This window comes from Variovorax sp. 10L421, assembly GCF_056395365.1.
This window is the reverse complement of record NZ_JBFTJJ010000002.1, coordinates 438,680-456,748: the sequence shown is the minus strand read 5'-3', so window position 1 is coordinate 456,748 and position 18,069 is coordinate 438,680. Positions and strand designations below refer to the sequence as shown.

The window sequence follows — 18,069 nt, the reverse complement described above, 5'->3', positions numbered from 1 at the left end:
GATGATCGGGATGCGTAGCCTAGCCGCGGTAGTAGCGGGTGGGCACGAAAGGCATGGTCGAGACTTCCATCGGCACCGGCTTGCCGCGCACGATGGCCTGGATGCGCGTGCCCGGCTCGGCGAAGGCGGTGGCCACGTAGCCCATGGCGATGCAGCGGTCGGCGGTAGGGCCGAGCAAGCCGCTGGTGACGAGGCCGATGTCCTGGCCTTCGAAGGATTGCAGCACCGTGCCGTCGCGCACCGGAATGCGTTCGAGGGCAACGAGGCCCACGCGCTTGCGCTTCAGCGTGTCGTGATCGGTGTGGCCTGCCGCGCCCACGGTGGATGCGGTGAGCTGCGCCAGGACCTTCGCGGCGCCCGGAAAGCCGCCTGCGCGCGCGCCGCCGGTGCGGCGCACCTTCTGCATCGCCCAGTTGAGCGAGGCCTCGACCGGCGTGGTGGTGGTGTCGATGTCGTTGCCGTACAGGCACAGGCCGGCTTCGAGCCGCAGCGAATTGCGTGCGCCCAGGCCGATGGGCTTGACTTCGGGCTGGGCCAGCAGCAGGCGGGCGAGGGCGTCGGCGTCCTTGGCGGCCACCGAGATCTCGAAGCCGTCCTCGCCGGTGTAGCCGCTGCGGGTGACGAAGGCGGGAATGCCGCCGATCTGCACCGCGCCGCCCGTCATGAACACGAAGCGCTCGACACCGGGCGACAGCCGCGCGAGTGCGGCGGCGGCCTGCGGGCCTTGCAGTGCGAGCAGGGCGTGGTCGGGCAGGGGCTGCACGTCGCAGCGGGCGCCGATCTTCTGCTGGATGTGCGCGATGTCGGCCACCTTGCAGGCCCCATTCACGATCACGAAGATCGAGCCGTGGCCTTCGTTGAAGAACATCAGGTCGTCGATGATGCCGCCCTCGTCGTTCAGCAGCAGGCCGTAGCGCTGCTTGCCGGCGGGCAGGTCGATCACGTCGACGGGCATCAGGGTTTCGAAGGCGGCTGCCGCATCGGGCCCGACGAGGCGCAGCTGTCCCATGTGGGAAATGTCGAACAGGCCGGCCGCATCGCGCGTGTGCTTGTGCTCGGCCATCAGGCCGGCGGGGTATTGCACGGGCATCGAATAGCCGGCGAAAGGCACCGTGCGGGCGCCGAGCTCCAGATGGAGGTCGTACAGCGGCGTCTTGAGAAGAGGGGCGTCGGAGGGAGCGGAAGAAGCAGCCACTGGGCACTCCAAAGGGGCAGTCGAAATCCATGGCTGCAACGCCATGGGCCACCCCTGCTGTCCGCTTTACCTGAGAGATTCGCCCCACGATCGGGGTTTGCTCCTTCGGTGGGCCGTTACCTGGCAACGGCCTCTCTCCAGCAAGGAAACACCGGTGTCCACCAGTGCCTTGTCAGTCCTTTTGCCTGAGCGTTCGGGAATCCCCTGCGCCTTCGGCGGCCCCGGCGTGCGGGGCTCTCTCCTGACCCCGGCAAGTGTAGTGGATCGCGCAGCCCGCAGCCCCGGACTTGCCCTTCACCCTATCGCGACCACAGGCGCCACGCTGCGACGCCGACCGCGATCCACACGGCCACGACAAGCGCGGCGCCATACCGGCTGGTCGGCCTGGCGCCCGACTTCTGCATCCAGTCGTCGGCTTGCCGGCGGCACTCCGCGAGCACCGGCGGCGGAATCATCCGGATCGCAAGCCAGATCAGCCCCGGCAGCAGGAGAACGTCGTCGAGGTAGCCCAGGACCGGGATGAAGTCGGGAATGAGGTCGATCGGGCTGAGCGCGTAGGCGACCACGAGCATGCCCAGTGCCTTGGCATACCACGGGGTGGATGCATGCCTGCCGGCGAACCACAGCGTGACGCCGTCGCGCTTGACGCGCCGGGCCCAGGCGCGAAGCCGGTCGGACAGGGGCGGTTTTTCGGGAGCGGAGTTCACCTCGCGATGGTGTCACAGGCCGCGTTCGCGCCCGTGGTGCGCTCTTCAATGAACGATTTCGGCCGGCGGCAGCAGCCGGTCGATGCGCTCGCGCAGCGATTCGGCCCGCTCCACGCCGGCGGTTTTCTCGATCTCGGTCAGCATCAGCGCGGCGATGGTCAGCATCGCCTCGCGGTCGCGCGCCTCGCGCAGCGCGTCGCGCATCTGCAGCGCGAACTTCGGGTCGCGCCGCACGAACATGCGCTCGCAGATGTCGAACAGGAACATGCGCGTGGTGGCCAGCGAGCGCTTGCCGTCGAAGGTATCGGCCGAGGTGGGGAGGCGGATCGGTTCGTTGGCGGGGATCGGCACGGGCTGGGCGGGTGCCGGTGCGTCCGCGGCTTGCGGGCTCTGCAGGTAGCCCCTCTGGATCAGCGCCCGGATCGCCAGCTCGGCTTCATGCCGGTCGGGGAACAGCGCGCTGAAGTCGGTCAGCGAGCGCCGGCCGTCGGCCATCAGCAGCAGGGCGCGCTCGCGCTGGCTGAGCGTGCGCTGTCCGCCCTGGAGTTCGTCGCGCGCCTTGTCGGTCTTGGTGGGAAACATGGCAGCCACAGCTTTGGGGAATCGATGGACGCAGCATCGTTGCAAGCGGTGACATCTTTATTACCCGTTTTCCTCGCAGGGCCAATGGCCGCCGACGCTACTTGAACCCGAGCGCGTGCGGCAGCCAGGTGCTCAGCGCCGGCACGAAGGTCAGTATCAGCAGCACCGCGCCGTGCGCCCAGAGGAAGGGCACCAGCTCCTTCACCAGCGCCGACATGGGTACCTTCGACACGTTGCACGTCACGAACAGCAGCCCACCCACCGGCGGCGTGATCATGCCCAGCGTGAGGTTGAAGATCACGATCATCGCGAAGTGCACCGGGTCCACGCCCAGCTTCACCGCCACTGGCGCGAGGATCGGCGCCAGCACCATCACGCCCGGCAGCGGCTCGATGAAGATGCCGAACAGCAGCAGGAAGATGTTGACGATGATCAGGAACATCCACGGCGAGAGGTTCATGCCGATGAGCCATTCGGCCATCTGCTGCGGAATGCCCTCGATGGTCAGGATCCACGCGAACGAGGCCGACAGGCCGATGATGATCAGCACCGAGGCCGACAGCAGGGCCGAGCGCGAAAGAATGTCGGGCAGCGCCTTCCATTCGAGCGTGCGGTAGATGAACTTGCCGCACACGAGCGCGTAGAACACCGCCACCACCGATGCCTCGGTGGGCGTGAACCAGCCCGCGCGCATGCCGCCGAGAATGACTACTGGCAGCAGGATCGCGGGAATCGCCTTCCACGTCGTCACCAGGATCTCGCGCAGCGGCGGCGTTTGCCCGTCGCCCTTGTAGTTGCGCTTCTTCGAGACGTGGAAGTTCACCAGGCACATCGCCACCGCGATCAGGATGCCCGGCAGGATGCCTGCTGCGAACAGCGTGCCGACCGAGACCGTCTCGTCCTGCAGCGCGTAGATGATCATGATGATCGAGGGCGGAATGATCGGCCCCACGATCGCGGTCGAGGCCGTGAGCGCCGCCGCGTAGGAGCGGTCGTAGCCGGCCTTGTCCATCATCTTGATGAGCATCGACCCCGGCCCCGCCGCGTCGGCCAGCGCCGAGCCCGAGATGCCCGAGAAGAAGGTCAGCGACACCACGTTGGTGTAGCCCAGACCGCCCCGGCGATGGCCCACGAACTGGCCCGCGAAGCGCAACAGCACCTCGGTGAGGGAGCCGCCGCTCATCAGCTCGGCCGCCAGGATGAAGAAGGGCACGGCCATCAGCGGAAAGCTGTCGATGCCGGTGAAGGTTTCCTTCAGCAGTACCATCAGCGGGTAGTTCTCCGCGAGGATCAGCGTGGTCACGGTGGAAAGGCCCAGCGCGAAAGCAACCGGCACGCCGATGGCCAGGAACACGCAGGCGGAAACGATCAGAACGAGGCTTGCATCCATGGTCGTTCCTCCTTACAGCGACGCGCTCGCGTTGGCGTCGAAGTGCGCGTCGGAGGCGAACTCGCGGTTCAGCACGTAGCCGCGCACCACCAGCAGCCAATGCACGACGAGCAGCACGCCGCCGAACAGCATCGCGCTGTAGATGTAGGCAAACGGAATCTGCGTGACGGCCGTGAGCTGGAACATCGTGCGCTGCATGTACAGCCAGCCGTACCACACCATGAAGCCGAAGAAAGCGAAGAGAAGCCCTGCCACCACGATGCGCAGCGCCACCGCGGCGGGGCGCGGCAGCGCGTCCTGCAGATTCTCGACCGCGATGTGCCCGCCGTAGCGCAGCACCGGCCCGGCGCCCAGGAATGTGAGCCAGATCATCATGTGGCGCGACACCTCCTCGGCCCATTCGAGCGACTGGTTGGTGGTGTAGCGCAGCACGACGTTGGTGAAGATGATGACCGACATGGCGGCCAGCAGAAGAATCAGCGCCCAGCGGTTGGCGGCGAGAAAGTAGCGCTCGAAGGCTTGCACTTTGAGTTGTTCTCTGTTGTGTCGAGAGATGAAAAAACGAAGCGCCCGGCGCACTATGGCGAGCCGGGCGCGTTGCCGGAAGACCGGCGGGGCGGCGTTACTTGACGTCCGAAATCTTCTTGATGTTGTCCGCGCCGAATTCCTTGGCGTAGCTCACGTATGCCGGCTTCAGCGCCTCGCGGAAGGCCGCGCCGTCGACGGTGCGCGTGACCTTCATGCCGTCTTTCTCGAGCTGGGCGATGCCGTTGTTCTCGTCGTCGTTCACCTTCTTGCGCTGGGCGACGGAGGCCTTCTTCGCGGCTTCGACGAACACCTTCTTGTCGGCGTCCGAGAGCTTGTTCCACACCTTCGGCGACAGCAGCAGCAGCGCCGGCGAATACACGTGGCCCGTGAGCGAGAGGTGCTTCTGCACCTGCGAGAACTTCGATGCCAGGATCACCGGAATCGGGTTCTCCTGCCCGTCGACCGTGCCCTGCTGCAGCGCGCCGAAGAGTTCGGGGAAGGCCATCGGCGTGGGCAGGATGCCGAAGGTGCGGTAGCCGTCCATGTGCACCTTGTTTTCCATGGTGCGCATCTTCAGGCCCTTGGCGTCCTCGGGCTTGACGATGTCGCGTTTGCTGTTCGTCATGTGGCGGAAGCCGTTCTCCGTCCAGGCCAGCGCGACGATGCCCTTGCTCGGGAACTTGGTCAGGATGTCCTGGCCGATCGGGCCGTCCATCACCTTGCGCGCGTGGTCGTAGTCGCGGAACAGGAAGGGGATGTCGACGATCTTGACCTCGGGCACGAAGTTGCCCACCGGGCCGGTCGAGGTGTTGACCAGGTCCTGCGTGCCGAGCTGTATGGCCTCGATCTGCTCGCGCTCGCCGCCCAACGCCGAGTTGGCGAAGTGCTGGCACTTGTAGCGGCCTTGCGTGCCCTTCTCGATCTCTTCGCAGAACACCGTGGAGCCCACGCCGTAGTGCGACTCCTTGGAGGTCGCGTAGCCGATCTTCAGGACGGTCGGTTGTTGCGCATGGGCAGCGGAAGCGCCCAGGGCGAGCGAAAGGCAGGCGGCGGCGATGTGGCCGATTTTCATGATGTCTCCGGGGTTGAAGTCAGGTGCGCGTCAGGCGCCCCGGACTATGCAACACCGGAGAGCTTCACCGCGTCGGGATTTTCACGGACGTATTCGCGGATGACGGTCTCGAAGCTCTGGTCCGCCGACAGGCCCAGCGCCTTCGCACGCGCCGTTTCGATGCGCCCGGGCCAGGTCTTCACGATGCGCATGATCGTCGGATCGGGCGTGCGATCGAGCAGGGCGGTGGCGGCCTGGCCGGCCACGTGCTCCAGCGCGGCAGCCATCTCGCCCACCGTGGTGGCCAGCGAGGGCAGGTTCAGTGCGGTGCGCGGACCCCACTGCGCATCGCTCGCCTCGGCGGCGCGGATGATGCCCTCGATGGTGCGCGCCGGTGACGCGATGGCGACAGGCGTCGAATCGGGCACGGGGCAGGCCGCGCGCAGGCCGGCCAGCGGCTCGCGGATCATGCCGCTGAAGAAGCCCGAGGCCGCGCCGTTGGGTTTGCCCGGGCGTACGCTCACCGTCATGAGCCGCACGCTGCGCCCGCGCACGAAGCCCTTGCGCGTGAAATCGGCCACCAGCTGCTCGCCGATGAATTTCTGGATGCCGTAGCTGGTCTGCGGCGTGGGCAGCGTGTGGTCTTCGATGACCTTCGGCAGCGGCTGCTCGGGCGAATCGCCGAATACCGCGAGCGAGCTGGCGAACACCAGCACTGGCCTCGTGCCGAGCGCACGCACCCGTTCGAGCAACGCGTGCGTGGCTGCGAAATTGCTGCGCATGCCGAGGTCGAAGTCGGCCTCGCACTCGCCGCTCACGGCCGCGGCCAGGTGGAAGACGGCATCGGCTTCGCGCCAGACGGTCGCGTCTGCATCGGGCGAGAGTTGCGCGTTGAGGTCGCCCGTCACGGTGGCGATGCGCGCATCGGACGCGAGGTCGGCGGGCGCGCCCACGCGGTCGACCAGCGTGATGCGCTCGATCGGCCGGACCGGTGCGCCGGCCAGCGAGAGGGGGCCTTGCTTCAACAGCGTGCGGGCGAGGCGAGCGCCCAGAAAACCGGCGCCGCCGGTGATGACGATGTGCATGGGTTTTGTCTCCTGTGAGCCGCCAGAATACGCGAGGCTCCGGCAACACGAAGCGCAGCGGAGAGCCGAAACGAAAAAGCCCTCCGAAGAGGGCTCGCCGACGAGGCAAGGAGGCCTTACATGCCCACGTAGTTCGGCCCGCCGCCGCCTTCGGGCGTGACCCACACGATGTTCTGCGTCGGGTCCTTGATGTCGCAGGTCTTGCAGTGCACGCAGTTCTGCGCATTGATCTGCAGGCGCTGCTTGCCGTCCTCGGTGCCCACGAACTCGTACACGCCGGCCGGGCAGTAGCGGCTTTCGGGGCCGGCGAACTTGGCGAGGTTGATGTTGACCGGCACCGTCGCGTCCTTCAGCGTCAGGTGGGCCGGCTGCTGCTCTTCATGGTTGGTGTTGCTGATGAACACGCTGGAGAGGCGGTCGAAGGTGAGCTTGCCGTCCGGCTTCGGATAGACGATGGGCTTGCACTCCGAAGCGGGCTTCAGGTAGAGGTGGTCGGGCTTGTTGCGGTGCAGTGTCCATGGAATGTGGCCCTTGAGCAGCCACTGCTCGATGCCGTTCATGAAGGTCGCGATACCCAGGCCCTTCTTGAACCAGGCCTTGAAGTTGCGCGCTTTGTTCAGCTCGGTGTAGAGCCAGCTCTTCTCGAACGCGGCCGGGTAGGCCGTGAGTTCGTCGTGCTGGCGGCCGGCCTGCACCGCCTCGAAGGCGGCTTCGGCGCACAGCATGCCGGTCTTGATGGCGGCATGGCTGCCCTTGATGCGGCTCACGTTGAGGTAGCCGGCCTCGCAGCCGACCAGCGCGCCGCCCGGGAACACCGTCTTGGGCAGCGACATCAGGCCGCCGGCCGTGATGGCGCGCGCGCCGTAGCCGATGCGCTTGGCCGGCTTGATGCCCTGGGCCTCGTCGCCTTCGAGGTACCAGCGGATGTTGGGGTGCAGCTTCCAGCGCTGCATTTCCTCGAACGGGCTCAGGTAGGGGTTGCTGTAGTCCAGGCCGGTGATGAAGCCCATCGTGACCTTGTTGTCCTCCATGTGATAGAGGAAGGCGCCGCCATAGGTGTCGCTCTTCATGGGCCAGCCGGCCGTGTGCAGCACGAAGCCGGGCTGGTGGCGCTTGGGGTCGATCTCCCACACTTCCTTCACGCCGAGGCCGTAGGTCTGCGGGTCCTTGCCGGCGTCGAGCTTGTACTTCGCGATGAGCTGGCGGCCGAGGTGGCCGCGCGCGCCTTCGGCGAACACGGTGTACTTGCCCAGCAGCTCCATGCCGAGCTGGAAGTTCTCGGTCGGTTCGCCGTCCTTGCCCACGCCCATGTTGCCGGTGGCCACGCCGCGCACCGAACCGTCTTCGTTGTAGAGCACTTCCGCCGCGGGGAAGCCCGGGAAGATTTCGACGCCCATGTTCTCGGCCTGCTGCGCCAGCCACTTGGTGAAGGCGCCGAGGCTGATGATGTAGTTGCCGTGGTTCTGGAAGCAGGCCGGCAGGAACAGGTTGGGGGTGCGCAGGCCCGACTTCTCGCCGAGGAACACCATCGCGTCGTCGGTCACGGGCTGGTTGAGCGGCGCGCCGAGTTCCTCCCAGTCGGGCAGCAGCTCGTTGAGCGCGCGCGGGTCCATGATGGCGCCAGAGAGGATGTGCGCGCCGGGCTCCGAGCCCTTTTCGAGCACCACGACCGAGATCTCCTTCTCGTGCTGCGCGGCCAACTGCTTGAGCCGGATCGCGGTCGAGAGGCCGGCCGGGCCGCCGCCGACCACGACCACGTCGTATTCCATGGCTTCGCGAGGGCCGAACTGGGCGAGGATTTCGTCGTGGGTCATGTGGGTTGGGTCGATAATGATTTTTCGAGGCGCGGGGCATTTTATGCGGCGTCCACGGGCGGTCCGTGTCACTCGCGGACGGGCCTGTTTCGTCACCTGCGCGACTCCACAGGATCCAGTCCATGGCTTACAGCATCGATCTTTCCGGCCGCGTGGCCTTCGTCACCGGCGCCTCCAGCGGGCTCGGCGCCCAGTTCTCGAAAACCCTGGCGCGCGCCGGTGCCGCCGTGGTGCTGGCCAGCCGCCGCGTCGAGAAGCTCAAGGAGCTGCGCGCCCGCATCGAAGGCGAGGGCGGCGACGCCCATGTGGTCGAGCTCGACGTGACCGACATCGGCAGCATCAAGGCCGCGGTCGCGCGTGCGGAGACCGAGGTCGGCCCCATCGACATCCTGGTCAACAACTCGGGCGTGAGCACCACGCAGCGCCTGCAGGACGTGACGCCCGACGACTACGACTACATCTTCGACACCAACGTGAAGGGCTCCTTCTTCGTCGCGCAGGAAGTCGGCAAGCGCATGCTGGCGCGCGCCACGGGCACGGCACCGGGCACCTACATCGGCGGGCGGATCATCAACATCGCCTCGTCGGCGGCGCTCAAGGTCATGCCGCAGATCGGCACGTATTGCATGAGCAAGGCCGCGGTGGTGCAGATGACCAAGGCCATGGCGCTCGAGTGGGGCCGCTTCGGCATCAACGTGAACGCGCTGTGCCCGGGCTACATCGCGACCGAACTCAACGAGGAGCACTGGACCACCGAGGCAGGCGCCAGGCTGGTCAGCATGCTGCCGCGCAAGCGCGTGGGCAAGCCCGAGGACCTGGACGGCCTGATCGTGCTGCTGGCCAGCGGCGAGAGCCATTTCGTGAACGGTGCCGTCATTGCGGCCGACGACGGGTTCGCGCTCTGAGTCCGCGGGCCTGGACCGGCATTGCCGCCGGCCTGGGCGCGGGTGCGCTCTGGGGGCTGGTGTTCGTAGCGCCGCGCATGGTGGGCCAATTCGGCATGGTCGACATCACCGCCGCGCGCTTTCTCGTGTTCGGCGCGGTCTCCGGGCTTGCGGTGTTCGCGCGGCCGGCCGCCGTGCGCTGGCCGAACGGTCGGCAGGCGCTCGCGGCGCTGGGGCTCAGCGTGCTGGGCTTCAGCGGCTACTACCTGCTGCTCGCCTTCGGCATCGCGGCAGCCGGCACCGAGGTGCCGAGCCTCGTCATCGGCACGATCCCTGTCTGGATGATGCTGCTGGGCCGGCCCGCGGGCCTGCACATGCGGGCCTTGCTGCCCGGGCTGCTGCTCACGGGCGCGGGCATGGCACTCATGATCTGGGGCGCCTGGTCGGCGCACGGCGGCGCGGGCAGTGGTGCTGGCGCGCGCTTCGGCGGGGGCATTGCGCTGGCGCTGTGCTCGATGGTGAGCTGGACGGTCTACGGCTTGCTCAACGCCGCCTGGCTGCAGCGGCACCGCGAGGTGCACGCGGCCGACTGGGCCAACTGGCTCGGCATTGCCACCGGCCTCGGGGCCTTGCTGCTGTGGGCGGCGGCGGGCAGCGATGTCGCCACGCTGCGGTCGCAGCCCGACGGCATGCTGTTCATCTGGATCGCACTGGCGAGCGGTTTCGGTTCGTCGTGGCTCGCGACCATCCTGTGGAACGTCGCGAGCCAGCGGCTGTCTGCGAGCCTGTGCGGCCAGCTGATCGTCAGCGAGACGCTGTTCGCATTGCTCTATTCCTTCCTCTGGGACGGCCGCTGGCCGCTGGCCACCGAATGGCTGGCGGCCTTGCTGTTCGTCCTGGGCATCCTCGCATCCATCAAGGCCCACCGATGAGAATCGAAATCCCCGAAAAGAAGAAGCTCGTGTACGAAATGTCGATCCCCATCCGCTGGGGCGACATGGACGCCATGGGCCACCTGAACAACGGCACCTACTTTCGCTATCTCGAAACCGCGCGCATCGACTGGATCCGCTCGATCGGTGTCGAGCCCGCGCCGGGCGGCGAGGGCATGGTGATCGTCAATGCCTTCTGCAACTTCTACCGGCAGATCGAATACCCGGGCAACGTGCGGATCAAGATGTACGTGAGCGACCCGGGGCGCACCACCTTCGAAAGCTGGGCCACCATGGTCCGCGAAGACGCGCCCGACGTGGTCTGCGCGGCCGGCGGCGCAACCACCATCTGGGTCGATTTCCCGAAGCAGAAGGCGCTGGCGCTGCCCGACTGGCTGCGCACGCTGGTGAGCGACTGAGCAGGAGCCGCTGACGCAGCTCAGGCCGGCTGCAGCACGATGCGAGCCTCGAAGCCATGCGCCGCGGCCGCCGGCGGCGACGAGAGTTCGAGCCTCGCGCCGTGCTTCTCGACGATGGTGCCCACGATCGAGATGCCCAGGCCGTAGCCGGCGCGATCGGAGCTGTGGCGCACATGGCGCTCGCGCAGGGTTTCGAGCTGCGCGGGGTTCACGCCGGGGCCGAAGTCGCGCACGGCAAGGGTGCAGGGCGCCGTCACCTCGACGACGACGCGGCCACCCCCGTAGCGCAGCGCGTTCTCCACCAGGTTGCGCAGTGCGATCGCGAGTGCGTCGAAGTCGCCGAGGGCCAGGGGGGTGGCGCTGTCGGGCACCTTGAGCACGAGGCGCTCGGTGTTGCGCGGGTCTTGCCAGAAGTCCTGCGCCACGGCGCCGGCGAGCTGCACCAGGTCGACCCGCGTGCGTGTGAGCGAGGCGCCCGATTCCGCGCGCGACAGCTGCAGCAGCTTCTCGGTGCGGTGGCTGAGGGTGCGCAGCGCATCGAGCGCGGCCTGCACGTCGTTGCGCTGCAGGTCGTGTTCGAGCGCGGTCTGCAGCCGCAGGCGGGCGGCGGCAAGCGGTGTTCGCAGTTCGTGCGCGGCGTTGGCCGCCAGCGCGCGCTCCACGTCGAGCGAGTGCGACAGGCGCTCCAGCAGCCGGTTGACGTGGTCGCCGACGGTGCGCAGCTCCCTCGGCAGGCCGGGCAGGGCGATCGGGCTCAGGTCGGCGCCGCTGCGTTTCTCGATCTCACCGGCCAGCTCCTGCAGCGCCCGCAGCTCGGCACGCGCCACGTTGCGCAACACCAGCGCGAGCAGCGGCAGCACCGCGACGAGCGGAATGATCAGGCCGAAGAGCGTGCGGTTCAGGGCATGGCGGCGTTCGTCGAGCGGGTCCGCCACCTGGAAGAACAGGCCCAGCGTCGGATGGCGCACGGTGTAGATGCGCCAGCTCGGGTTGTTCGCGAAGCCGGCGGCCAGCGGCACATCGAAGGTGTCCGCGGGCGCTTCGGCGGAGCGCAGCAGTACGTGTTCGTGCAGGTCGACGATCTGGTAGATCACCGCGTCCTCGGAGAACAGCTGCTTGGGCGCGATCAGCGGTTCGCGCGGCGGCTCCTGTCTGGGGTGCTGCAGCTTTTCCAGTTCCTGCACGGCCATCGCGAACATGCGGTGCGAAACTTCGACCATTTCGTTGTCGAAGTTGTGGTTGATCTCGCGGTCCACATACCAGACCACGGCGAACACGCACAGCAGCCACACGCCGCCGACCCAGAGGATCAGCGTGCGGGTCAGCCGGCCCGCGAGCGTGTCGCGGCCGGCCACGAGCTTGTTCAGGCTCATTCGTCGTCGTCCGCCGAGAACGACAGGCGATAGCCGAGGCCGCGCAGCGTCTGGATGTGGTTGCGCCCTAGCTTGCGGCGCAGGCGGCTGATGAAGACCTCGAGCGTGTTGCTGTCGGCCTCGTCGCCGAAGCCGTAGAGCGCATCGGCAAGGTTCTCGCGCGTGTGGATGCGCTCGGGTCGCGTGGCCATGACGCGCAGCAGCGCCCATTCCTTCTGCGTCAGCGTGATCGGCGAGCCGTCCTTGCGCACCATGTCGTGCGCCAGGTCGATCTCGAGCGTGCCGAGCTGCAGCACCGGCGAGCTGCTCGCGCTGCGGCGGCGCTCGACCGCGCGCAGGCGCGCCAGCAGCTCGGCGGGGTCGTAGGGCTTGATGAGGTAGTCGTCGGCGCCGGCATCCAGGCCGCGGATGCGGTCGGTCACCTGGTCGCGTGCCGTCAGCACGATGACGATGGGGCGCTCGGGCAGGGCGCGCACCTGCGGCAGCAGCGAGAGGCCGTCGCCGTCGCCCAGGTGCAGGTCGAGCAGCACGGCCGCGTATTGCACCGAAAGCAGGGCGCCGCGGGCGTCGGCCAGGCTCGAAGCCACGTCGACCACGAAGGCCTTGGCCAGCAGGTAGCTGCAGACGGCATCTGCCAACGCAGTGTCATCTTCGACCAGCAATATGCGCACGCCATGTCCTTCCAACAAAAAATGGAGTCTAGCGCTGCCCGGTTGCACGGGGCCTGCCAGTCAGGTTCGGTTCATCTTGCTTCAGGCTGGGTTCATTCCGCGAACGTAGGCTCGCGTCTGTTTTTCAGTCCCGCCTTCGTTCATGACACGTTTCCCGCTATTTCGCCTGGGGGTCCTGACCCTTTTTGCACTGGTTGCACTGATGGCATGGGACGCGACGGGGGCAGACCTGGTGCTGGCGCGCATGGCAGGTTCGCACATGGGTTTTCCCTTGCGCGACAACCCTTTCATGGTTCACGTGATGCATGAGGGCGCCCGGAACCTGAGCTGGGCGCTCGTGATCGCATTGTTCGCCGCAATCCGGTGGCCGTTCGGCTTCCTGCGCCGCCTGAGCACCGGGGGCCGCGCCCAGCTGGCGCTCACGGTGCTGGCCTCGGTGATCGCCGTCAGCGTGCTCAAGCATGCCAGCCAGACCAGCTGCCCGTGGGACCTGCAGGAGTTCGGCGGCGTTGCACGGTATGTGTCGCACTGGTCGTGGGGCGTCAACGATGGCGGGCCGGGCGGGTGTTTTCCTGCCGGCCATGCGTCTGCGGCCTTTGCCTACGTGGGCGGGTACTTCGTGCTGCGCCGGGTGTCGTCCCGTGCGGCGGCGATCTGGCTGGGGGTGTCCGTGGTTGCGGGGTTCGTGCTGGGCGCGTCGCAGCAACTGCGCGGCGCCCATTACATGAGCCACACCCTCTGGACCGCTTGGGTCTGCTGGGTGGTGGGCTTCGTCATCGAGGCGGCGGTGACTCGCTTCAAATCGCGCATGCTGAAGCCGGCGATGCCCGCACATGCAGGATCTTGATTTCGCACTGTTCAGGCTGATCAACGCGGACCCTTCGGTGCCGGCGTGGAGCCTGCGTGTCGCCGAGTTCTCCTCCAACCTGCTGCCGGCCCTGCTGACGCTCGCCATCGGGGTCTGCGCGCTGTTCAGCCGGCGCTGGCGCCATGCGCTGTTCACGGTGCTGGTGAGCGTGCTGGCCGTGTGGTTGATCGTGAACATGATCCGCACGCTGATGCCGGTTCCCCGGCCTGCGTTCTATGGCCTTGGCATCCAGTGGGTGCCCCAGGGCGTGCGGCCCGGCTTTCCGAGCCTGCATGCGGCCGGAACCTTTGCCGCCGCCTTTTCGCTCTGGTGCCTGCCTTCCCGCGCAGCCATGCTGGCGGCGCTGCTGGTGGCTGTTGTGGTGGCATGGAGCCGGGTGTTCCTGGGCCTGCATTTTCCCTCCGATGTCGTCGTGGCGGCGGTGCTGGGCGCGGTGGTGTCGGTCATTGTGGAGCGCGGCGTCAGCCGGCCGCTGGGCCTGGCCGCTTCCGGCGTGCTCATGGCGCGCAGGCGCGCGAAGATGCGCCTGCGCCGGGCCAGCCTGAACACCGACTGAAGGGGCAATTCAGGCTCGCTTCAGGCGGACTCGCTACATTCGCCGCATGTCTGTTTCGCGAATCGAGCCCGCACCCCTGCAGCGGGCGAGCACTTCTGACCCCAAAACGCCGCACTCACCCGCCTCCGGTACGTCGTGGGAGCGCTTCAACCTGTGGTTGAAGCAGCCGCGTTCGGCCGCCGTGCTCGTTCTTTGGCTCAGCCTCTACCTCGTATTGACCACCAACTGGCCGCTGTGGAACGAGCTGGCCCGTATCGGCGGTGCGCCGAGCACCTACATGTCCACCATCGTGGCCATGAGCCTGCTCACGCTGTGCGGCTCGGCGGCCATGCTGTCGCTGACCGCCTGGTCGCGCTGGATGAAGCCGCTGTGGCTCGCCGTGGTCGTGCTGGCCGCGGTGGTCCAGCACTACATGCTCCAGTACCGCGTGGTGATGGACCCGACCATGATCGCCAACGCGCTGCAGACCGATCCGAACGAGGCGCGCGATCTGCTGAGCTGGCGCATGGCCTTCAACGTCGGCGTGGTGGTCCTGCCTGCGGCCTGGCTGCTGTGGCGGGTGCGCGTCACGCCGATGCGCTTTCTGTCGAAGCTCTGGCGCAACGCCGCGCTGTTGCTGCTGTCGGTGCTCGTCGCGCTGGGCGCGGCGGTGTCCATGAACCGCGAGCTGGCGCCGCTGATGCGCAACAACGTTCATCTGCGCTACATGATGAACCCCATCGCGACGCTCTATTCCACGGGCTCGCTGTTCATCAAGCCGCTGTTCAAGCGCAGCGGCAAGCTGATTCCGATCACTGCCGGCACGGCGCTGGGCGCCAGCTATGCGGCTCAGACCAAGCCACCGCTGTTCGTGGTGGTGGTGGGCGAGACGGCTCGCGCCGACCACTTCGCCTTGAATGGCTATGCGCGCGACACCACGCCCGAACTCGCCAGGCGCGGTGTGCTGAGTTACCGCGAGGTGCATTCCTGCGGCACCAACACGCTGGCCTCCGTGCCGTGCATGTTCTCGCCGCTGGGCAAGGAAGGCTACGAATCGCGCAAGGACGACTACGAGACACTGGTCGACGTGCTGCAGGCTGCGGGCCTGGCCGTTTTCTGGCTGGACAACCAGGCCGGCTGCAAGGGTGTGTGTGTCCGCGTGCCGAACGCCTCGGCCTTCGAAGGCCTCGATGCCGCCACCAAGAAGGCGCTGTGCGACGGCGACGAATGCCTCGACGACGTGATGCTCAAGGGCCTCGACGAGCGCATTGCCGCGCTACCGGCCGAGCGCCGCGCCAAGGGTGTCGTGCTGGTGATGCACCAGATGGGCAGCCACGGCCCGGCCTACTACAAGCGCTCGGCGCCCGACGTGAAGCGCTTCCTGCCCGAGTGCAAGACCAATGCGCTGGCCGAGTGCGGCCACGCCGAGCTCATGAACGTGTACGACAACTCGATCGTGCAGACCGACCGCTTCCTAGGCCAGACCATCGACTGGCTCAAGGCCCAATCGAAGCAGTACGACCCGGCGATGCTGTACGTGAGCGACCACGGCGAGTCGCTCGGCGAATACGGCCTGTTCCTGCACGGCGTGCCGTACAGCTTCGCGCCCGAGGCGCAGAAGCACGTGCCGATGGTCACGTGGTTCAGCGAAGGCATGAGCCAACGGCGCAAGCTTTCGCGTTCGTGCATGGAGGCGGGGCTCGACACGCCGCTCACCCACGACAACCTGTACCACACGGTGCTGGGCGTGATGGACGTCGCCACGCCCACCTACAAGCCGGCGCTGGATGCACTGGCTTCTTGTCGCGGTAAGGGCTGAGCTTCTATCGGAGCTTGCCTGCGGTTGATGGCCCAGGGACATTCGCGCAGGGGACTACCCGGTGCCCTGTGCACACGCCCTGAACGGACCCCGCATCAAATCAGGCTCACTTCTTCTCGCGCGGCAGCCGCCCCATCAGGAAGAACTCGTTGTTCGGCTGCATGCCGCTGAAGCTCGCCAGCCGGTTGCTCAGGCCGAAGAAGGCGGTGATGGCCGCGATATCCCAGATGTCCTCGTCGTCGAAGCCGTGCGCGTGCAGCGGCGGGAAGTCGCTGTCGTCGATCTCGTGCGAGCGCTCGCAGACCTTCATCGCAAAGTCGAGCATGGCGCGCTGGCGCGGCGTGATGTCGGCCTTGCGGTAGTTCACCGCCACCTGGTCGGCCACCAGCGGCTTCTTCTCGTAGATGCGCAGCAGCGCGCCATGCGCCACAACGCAGTACAGGCATTTGTTGGCCGCGCTGGTGGTGGTGACGATCATCTCGCGGTCGCCCTTGGTGAGCGAGCCTTCTTCCTTGAGCATCAGCGCATCGTGGTACGCGAAGAAGGCGCGCCACTCGGCCGGCCGGCGTGCGAGGGCGAGGAACACGTTGGGCACGAAGCCCGCCTTTTCCTGCACGGCGAGGATCGCGGTGCGGATGTCTTCGGGCAGGTCTTTCAGTTCGGCGAGGGGATAGCGTTCTGCGGCCATGTTGTCTCCGGTGCGGGTTGCTTTGATGGAGCCATCATAGGCAAGCCGCACCGCAGACGTGGAACCGCTCCTTCTCCTACTTGAGTGCCTTGCCCTGCGTCGCACCCAGCGGCGTGTGCAATTGCGACGGCACCCACTCGCCGGTGTTGTCGTTGCGCCCCTGCAGCAGATAGCGCGTGTCGGCCTTGCCGTAGTTCTGCACCGCCATCGCCGAGAACTTGCCGATGTCGGTCTTCGGGTCGCGCAGGCGGTTCACGATCAGCACCTTCTTCGTGTCGGCGAAGTCGGCCATCATGTTCTGGTCGCCTTCGCTGTCGCCGGCCACGAAGCTCGGGCCGTAGCCGTACTTGGCGACCAGGAAGCGCTGGATGTTCTTCGTCTTGCCCGGGCCCTGCGTCTGGTCGTAGCCGCGGCGGAACTCGGGCTGGATCACGCCATTGGCATCGCGCTCCAGTTCCATCGCGAGCACGCGCTCGGGCGGGTTGTTGTAGCCGAAGGCGGGGTTCGACGAGATTTCCTTGATGACATCGACGAACGACGCCGAGCACACCCACACGTCGAAGCCCGCGTTGCGGAAGGCGGCGTACAGCGCCTGTATCTCGGGTTGCAGCCGCAGGCCGTTCTTCCAGCTCACCGACACCACGCCGGCGCGGCCCGGCAGGGCTGCGGGCGACGTCCACTTGACCTTGACGATCGGCTCCTTCAGCTGCCATGCCACCGTGTCGGCCGTGAGCTTGCGCACCTGCGCCTCGGTCATGCCGGCGAAGAGGTAGGTCACCCACGGGTAGGCCGTGTCGTGGTCAAAGGTGTCGCCGATGGCTTCGTAGAGATAGCGCACCTTGGCGGTGAACGCGATGTAGTGCGGATTCAGCTTCACGGCCGCCAGCGGCTGGCTGCCCTTGAGGCCGGCATAGTTCTGATAGAGCCAGGTGTAGCTGGCCACGATGTCGGGCACCACCAGGTCGATGTTGACCGACCCGCCGGCCGCGTTGTTGAACGGCGGGAGGAAGTCTTTCTTCGGAATGTTCTTGCGCAATGCCACCTCGAGCTGCGCGGGCGTGGCGCCGAACACCAGGTTCTCGAGCTGGTAGATCAGCGAGGCTTCCTCGATGTCGAGGAAGACGCTGGTGTTGTCCCAGTCGAAGACGACGTAGGGCGGCCTGGCGGCGTTGTAGCCGGGGCTGTCCTTGCCGAGGCCGGCGATCAGGCCTTCGATCTGCGCGCGGTTGAAGGCGTCCCAGTGGCCGGGCGACAAGCCCTTGGCGGGCGAGAGGCTGGCGCAGCCGGTGGCGACGAGCGCGGTGGCGAGGGGGGTAAGGAGAATGAGGCGGCGTTGCATGCGTTCCCTGTTGTTGTGCGGTGTGGATGGGAAGCACCAAGCGTATGCGGCGCTGGTGACACTTCCGCGTCGACCTACGCATCAGCCGTGCCAGCCCACCGCATGAGCTCACGCTTGCCTCCTGCCGCCTCGACGCTCGCCGCGGCCCGCCGATCTCCACGCCAGCTTCGACACGCCGGGAATTGGAAG

At 67.0% G+C, this 18,069-nt stretch carries 18 protein-coding genes and 2 riboswitches; of the genes, 6 read left to right on the top strand and 12 right to left on the bottom strand.

The genetic code is table 11. The annotated features are described in order from the left end of the window. Positions 1-19: 19 nt before the first annotated feature. The 8 genes from gcvT to AC1DFC_RS06085 all read right to left on the bottom strand — a co-directional run bounded on the left by gcvT (position 20) and on the right by AC1DFC_RS06085 (position 8,352). Positions 20-1,195, bottom strand: a complete 1,176-nt coding sequence (gene gcvT / locus AC1DFC_RS06120) for a glycine cleavage system aminomethyltransferase GcvT (protein ID WP_478178821.1) — start codon at positions 1,193-1,195, stop codon at positions 20-22. Positions 1,196-1,242: 47 nt separating this feature from the next. After that, a riboswitch (glycine riboswitch) is annotated at positions 1,243-1,346 on the bottom strand. Between the two features lie 12 nt (positions 1,347-1,358). After that, positions 1,359-1,449, bottom strand: a riboswitch (glycine riboswitch). 45 nt (positions 1,450-1,494) lie between these two features. Continuing rightward, complete coding sequence (locus tag AC1DFC_RS06115; RefSeq protein WP_007834446.1) at positions 1,495-1,902, bottom strand: YkvA family protein; 408 nt, start codon at positions 1,900-1,902, stop codon at positions 1,495-1,497. Positions 1,903-1,947: 45 nt separating this feature from the next. After that, entirely contained in the window at positions 1,948-2,484 is a 537-nt protein-coding gene (locus AC1DFC_RS06110; protein WP_007834449.1) for a hypothetical protein, read from the bottom strand. 97 nt (positions 2,485-2,581) lie between these two features. Next, positions 2,582-3,874, bottom strand: coding sequence for a TRAP transporter large permease (locus AC1DFC_RS06105; RefSeq protein ID WP_007834451.1), 1,293 nt, complete (start codon positions 3,872-3,874; stop codon positions 2,582-2,584). Between the two features lie 12 nt (positions 3,875-3,886). Continuing rightward, positions 3,887-4,399 (bottom strand): TRAP transporter small permease, encoded by a 513-nt coding sequence (locus AC1DFC_RS06100; protein WP_007834453.1) that lies wholly within the window; start codon positions 4,397-4,399, stop codon positions 3,887-3,889. Positions 4,400-4,496: 97 nt separating this feature from the next. Continuing rightward, positions 4,497-5,474 carry a TRAP transporter substrate-binding protein gene (locus AC1DFC_RS06095; RefSeq protein WP_007834455.1) on the bottom strand — a complete coding sequence of 326 codons (978 nt, stop codon included), beginning with the start codon at positions 5,472-5,474 and terminating at the stop codon, positions 4,497-4,499. A gap of 44 nt (positions 5,475-5,518) precedes the next feature. Next, the gene (gene denD / locus AC1DFC_RS06090) at positions 5,519-6,538 is read right to left on the bottom strand and encodes a D-erythronate dehydrogenase (protein WP_478178820.1); all 1,020 of its coding nucleotides are present in this window, start codon (positions 6,536-6,538) and stop codon (positions 5,519-5,521) included. A 116-nt stretch (positions 6,539-6,654) separates the two neighbouring features. Continuing rightward, complete coding sequence (locus tag AC1DFC_RS06085; RefSeq protein WP_007834459.1) at positions 6,655-8,352, bottom strand: electron transfer flavoprotein-ubiquinone oxidoreductase; 1,698 nt, start codon at positions 8,350-8,352, stop codon at positions 6,655-6,657. Between the two features lie 122 nt (positions 8,353-8,474). Here AC1DFC_RS06085 and AC1DFC_RS06080 point away from each other — a divergent pair, with 122 nt between their 5' ends. The 3 genes from AC1DFC_RS06080 (at position 8,475) to AC1DFC_RS06070 (ending at position 10,587) form a co-directional block, all read left to right on the top strand. After that, positions 8,475-9,257 carry an SDR family oxidoreductase gene (locus tag AC1DFC_RS06080; RefSeq protein WP_007834461.1) on the top strand — a complete coding sequence of 261 codons (783 nt, stop codon included), beginning with the start codon at positions 8,475-8,477 and terminating at the stop codon, positions 9,255-9,257. A gap of 77 nt (positions 9,258-9,334) precedes the next feature. Beyond that, on the top strand, positions 9,335-10,168 hold the full coding sequence (locus AC1DFC_RS06075; RefSeq protein ID WP_478178819.1) for a DMT family transporter: 834 nt from the start codon (positions 9,335-9,337) through the stop codon (positions 10,166-10,168). After that, the gene (locus tag AC1DFC_RS06070; RefSeq protein ID WP_007834465.1) at positions 10,165-10,587 is read left to right on the top strand and encodes an acyl-CoA thioesterase; all 423 of its coding nucleotides are present in this window, start codon (positions 10,165-10,167) and stop codon (positions 10,585-10,587) included. Before AC1DFC_RS06075 ends, AC1DFC_RS06070 begins: the two co-directional genes overlap by 4 nt. Before the next feature lie 20 nt (positions 10,588-10,607). Here the strand turns inward: AC1DFC_RS06070 and AC1DFC_RS06065 are convergent, their stop codons facing one another. Beyond that, positions 10,608-11,960 carry a sensor histidine kinase gene (locus tag AC1DFC_RS06065; RefSeq protein ID WP_007834467.1) on the bottom strand — a complete coding sequence of 451 codons (1,353 nt, stop codon included), beginning with the start codon at positions 11,958-11,960 and terminating at the stop codon, positions 10,608-10,610. Then, positions 11,957-12,631: a response regulator gene (locus AC1DFC_RS06060; protein ID WP_007834469.1), complete on the bottom strand. Its 675-nt coding sequence runs from the start codon at positions 12,629-12,631 to the stop codon at positions 11,957-11,959. The genes AC1DFC_RS06065 and AC1DFC_RS06060 overlap by 4 nt, the downstream gene beginning before the upstream one ends. A gap of 142 nt (positions 12,632-12,773) precedes the next feature. On the opposite strand from AC1DFC_RS06060, the gene AC1DFC_RS06055 reads away from it, so the two are divergent. Genes AC1DFC_RS06055 through AC1DFC_RS06045 form a run of 3 tightly spaced genes read left to right on the top strand, consistent with a single transcriptional unit; the run spans position 12,774 to position 15,853 of the window. Next, positions 12,774-13,478, top strand: a complete 705-nt coding sequence (locus tag AC1DFC_RS06055; protein WP_007834471.1) for a phosphatase PAP2 family protein — start codon at positions 12,774-12,776, stop codon at positions 13,476-13,478. Then, positions 13,465-14,055, top strand: a complete 591-nt coding sequence (locus AC1DFC_RS06050) for a phosphatase PAP2 family protein (RefSeq protein WP_007834473.1) — start codon at positions 13,465-13,467, stop codon at positions 14,053-14,055. Before AC1DFC_RS06055 ends, AC1DFC_RS06050 begins: the two co-directional genes overlap by 14 nt. 46 nt (positions 14,056-14,101) lie before the next feature. Further along, positions 14,102-15,853, top strand: coding sequence for a phosphoethanolamine transferase (locus tag AC1DFC_RS06045; RefSeq protein WP_007834475.1), 1,752 nt, complete (start codon positions 14,102-14,104; stop codon positions 15,851-15,853). 106 nt (positions 15,854-15,959) lie between these two features. Here AC1DFC_RS06045 and AC1DFC_RS06040 read toward each other — a convergent pair whose 3' ends face one another. Next, the gene (locus tag AC1DFC_RS06040; RefSeq protein WP_007834477.1) at positions 15,960-16,541 is read right to left on the bottom strand and encodes a peroxidase-related enzyme; all 582 of its coding nucleotides are present in this window, start codon (positions 16,539-16,541) and stop codon (positions 15,960-15,962) included. A 76-nt stretch (positions 16,542-16,617) separates the two neighbouring features. Next, positions 16,618-17,880: an HAD family hydrolase gene (locus tag AC1DFC_RS06035; RefSeq protein WP_007834479.1), complete on the bottom strand. Its 1,263-nt coding sequence runs from the start codon at positions 17,878-17,880 to the stop codon at positions 16,618-16,620. Positions 17,881-18,069: the final 189 nt, after the last annotated feature.

Coding starts and splice junctions, on each gene's coding strand:
- AC1DFC_RS06035 (WP_007834479.1), bottom strand. CDS start 17,880: ATGCAACGCCGCCTCATTCTCCTTACCCCCCTCGCCACCGCGCTCGTC.
- AC1DFC_RS06105 (WP_007834451.1), bottom strand. CDS start 3,874: ATGGATGCAAGCCTCGTTCTGATCGTTTCCGCCTGCGTGTTCCTGGCC.
- AC1DFC_RS06065 (WP_007834467.1), bottom strand. CDS start 11,960: ATGAGCCTGAACAAGCTCGTGGCCGGCCGCGACACGCTCGCGGGCCGG.
- AC1DFC_RS06040 (WP_007834477.1), bottom strand. CDS start 16,541: ATGGCCGCAGAACGCTATCCCCTCGCCGAACTGAAAGACCTGCCCGAA.
- AC1DFC_RS06055 (WP_007834471.1), top strand. CDS start 12,774: ATGACACGTTTCCCGCTATTTCGCCTGGGGGTCCTGACCCTTTTTGCA.
- AC1DFC_RS06085 (WP_007834459.1), bottom strand. CDS start 8,352: ATGACCCACGACGAAATCCTCGCCCAGTTCGGCCCTCGCGAAGCCATG.
- AC1DFC_RS06110 (WP_007834449.1), bottom strand. CDS start 2,484: ATGTTTCCCACCAAGACCGACAAGGCGCGCGACGAACTCCAGGGCGGA.
- AC1DFC_RS06045 (WP_007834475.1), top strand. CDS start 14,102: ATGTCTGTTTCGCGAATCGAGCCCGCACCCCTGCAGCGGGCGAGCACT.
- AC1DFC_RS06070 (WP_007834465.1), top strand. CDS start 10,165: ATGAGAATCGAAATCCCCGAAAAGAAGAAGCTCGTGTACGAAATGTCG.
- denD (WP_478178820.1), bottom strand. CDS start 6,538: ATGCACATCGTCATCACCGGCGGCGCCGGTTTTCTGGGCGCTCGCCTC.
- AC1DFC_RS06075 (WP_478178819.1), top strand. CDS start 9,335: ATGGTGGGCCAATTCGGCATGGTCGACATCACCGCCGCGCGCTTTCTC.
- AC1DFC_RS06050 (WP_007834473.1), top strand. CDS start 13,465: ATGCAGGATCTTGATTTCGCACTGTTCAGGCTGATCAACGCGGACCCT.
- AC1DFC_RS06080 (WP_007834461.1), top strand. CDS start 8,475: ATGGCTTACAGCATCGATCTTTCCGGCCGCGTGGCCTTCGTCACCGGC.
- AC1DFC_RS06095 (WP_007834455.1), bottom strand. CDS start 5,474: ATGAAAATCGGCCACATCGCCGCCGCCTGCCTTTCGCTCGCCCTGGGC.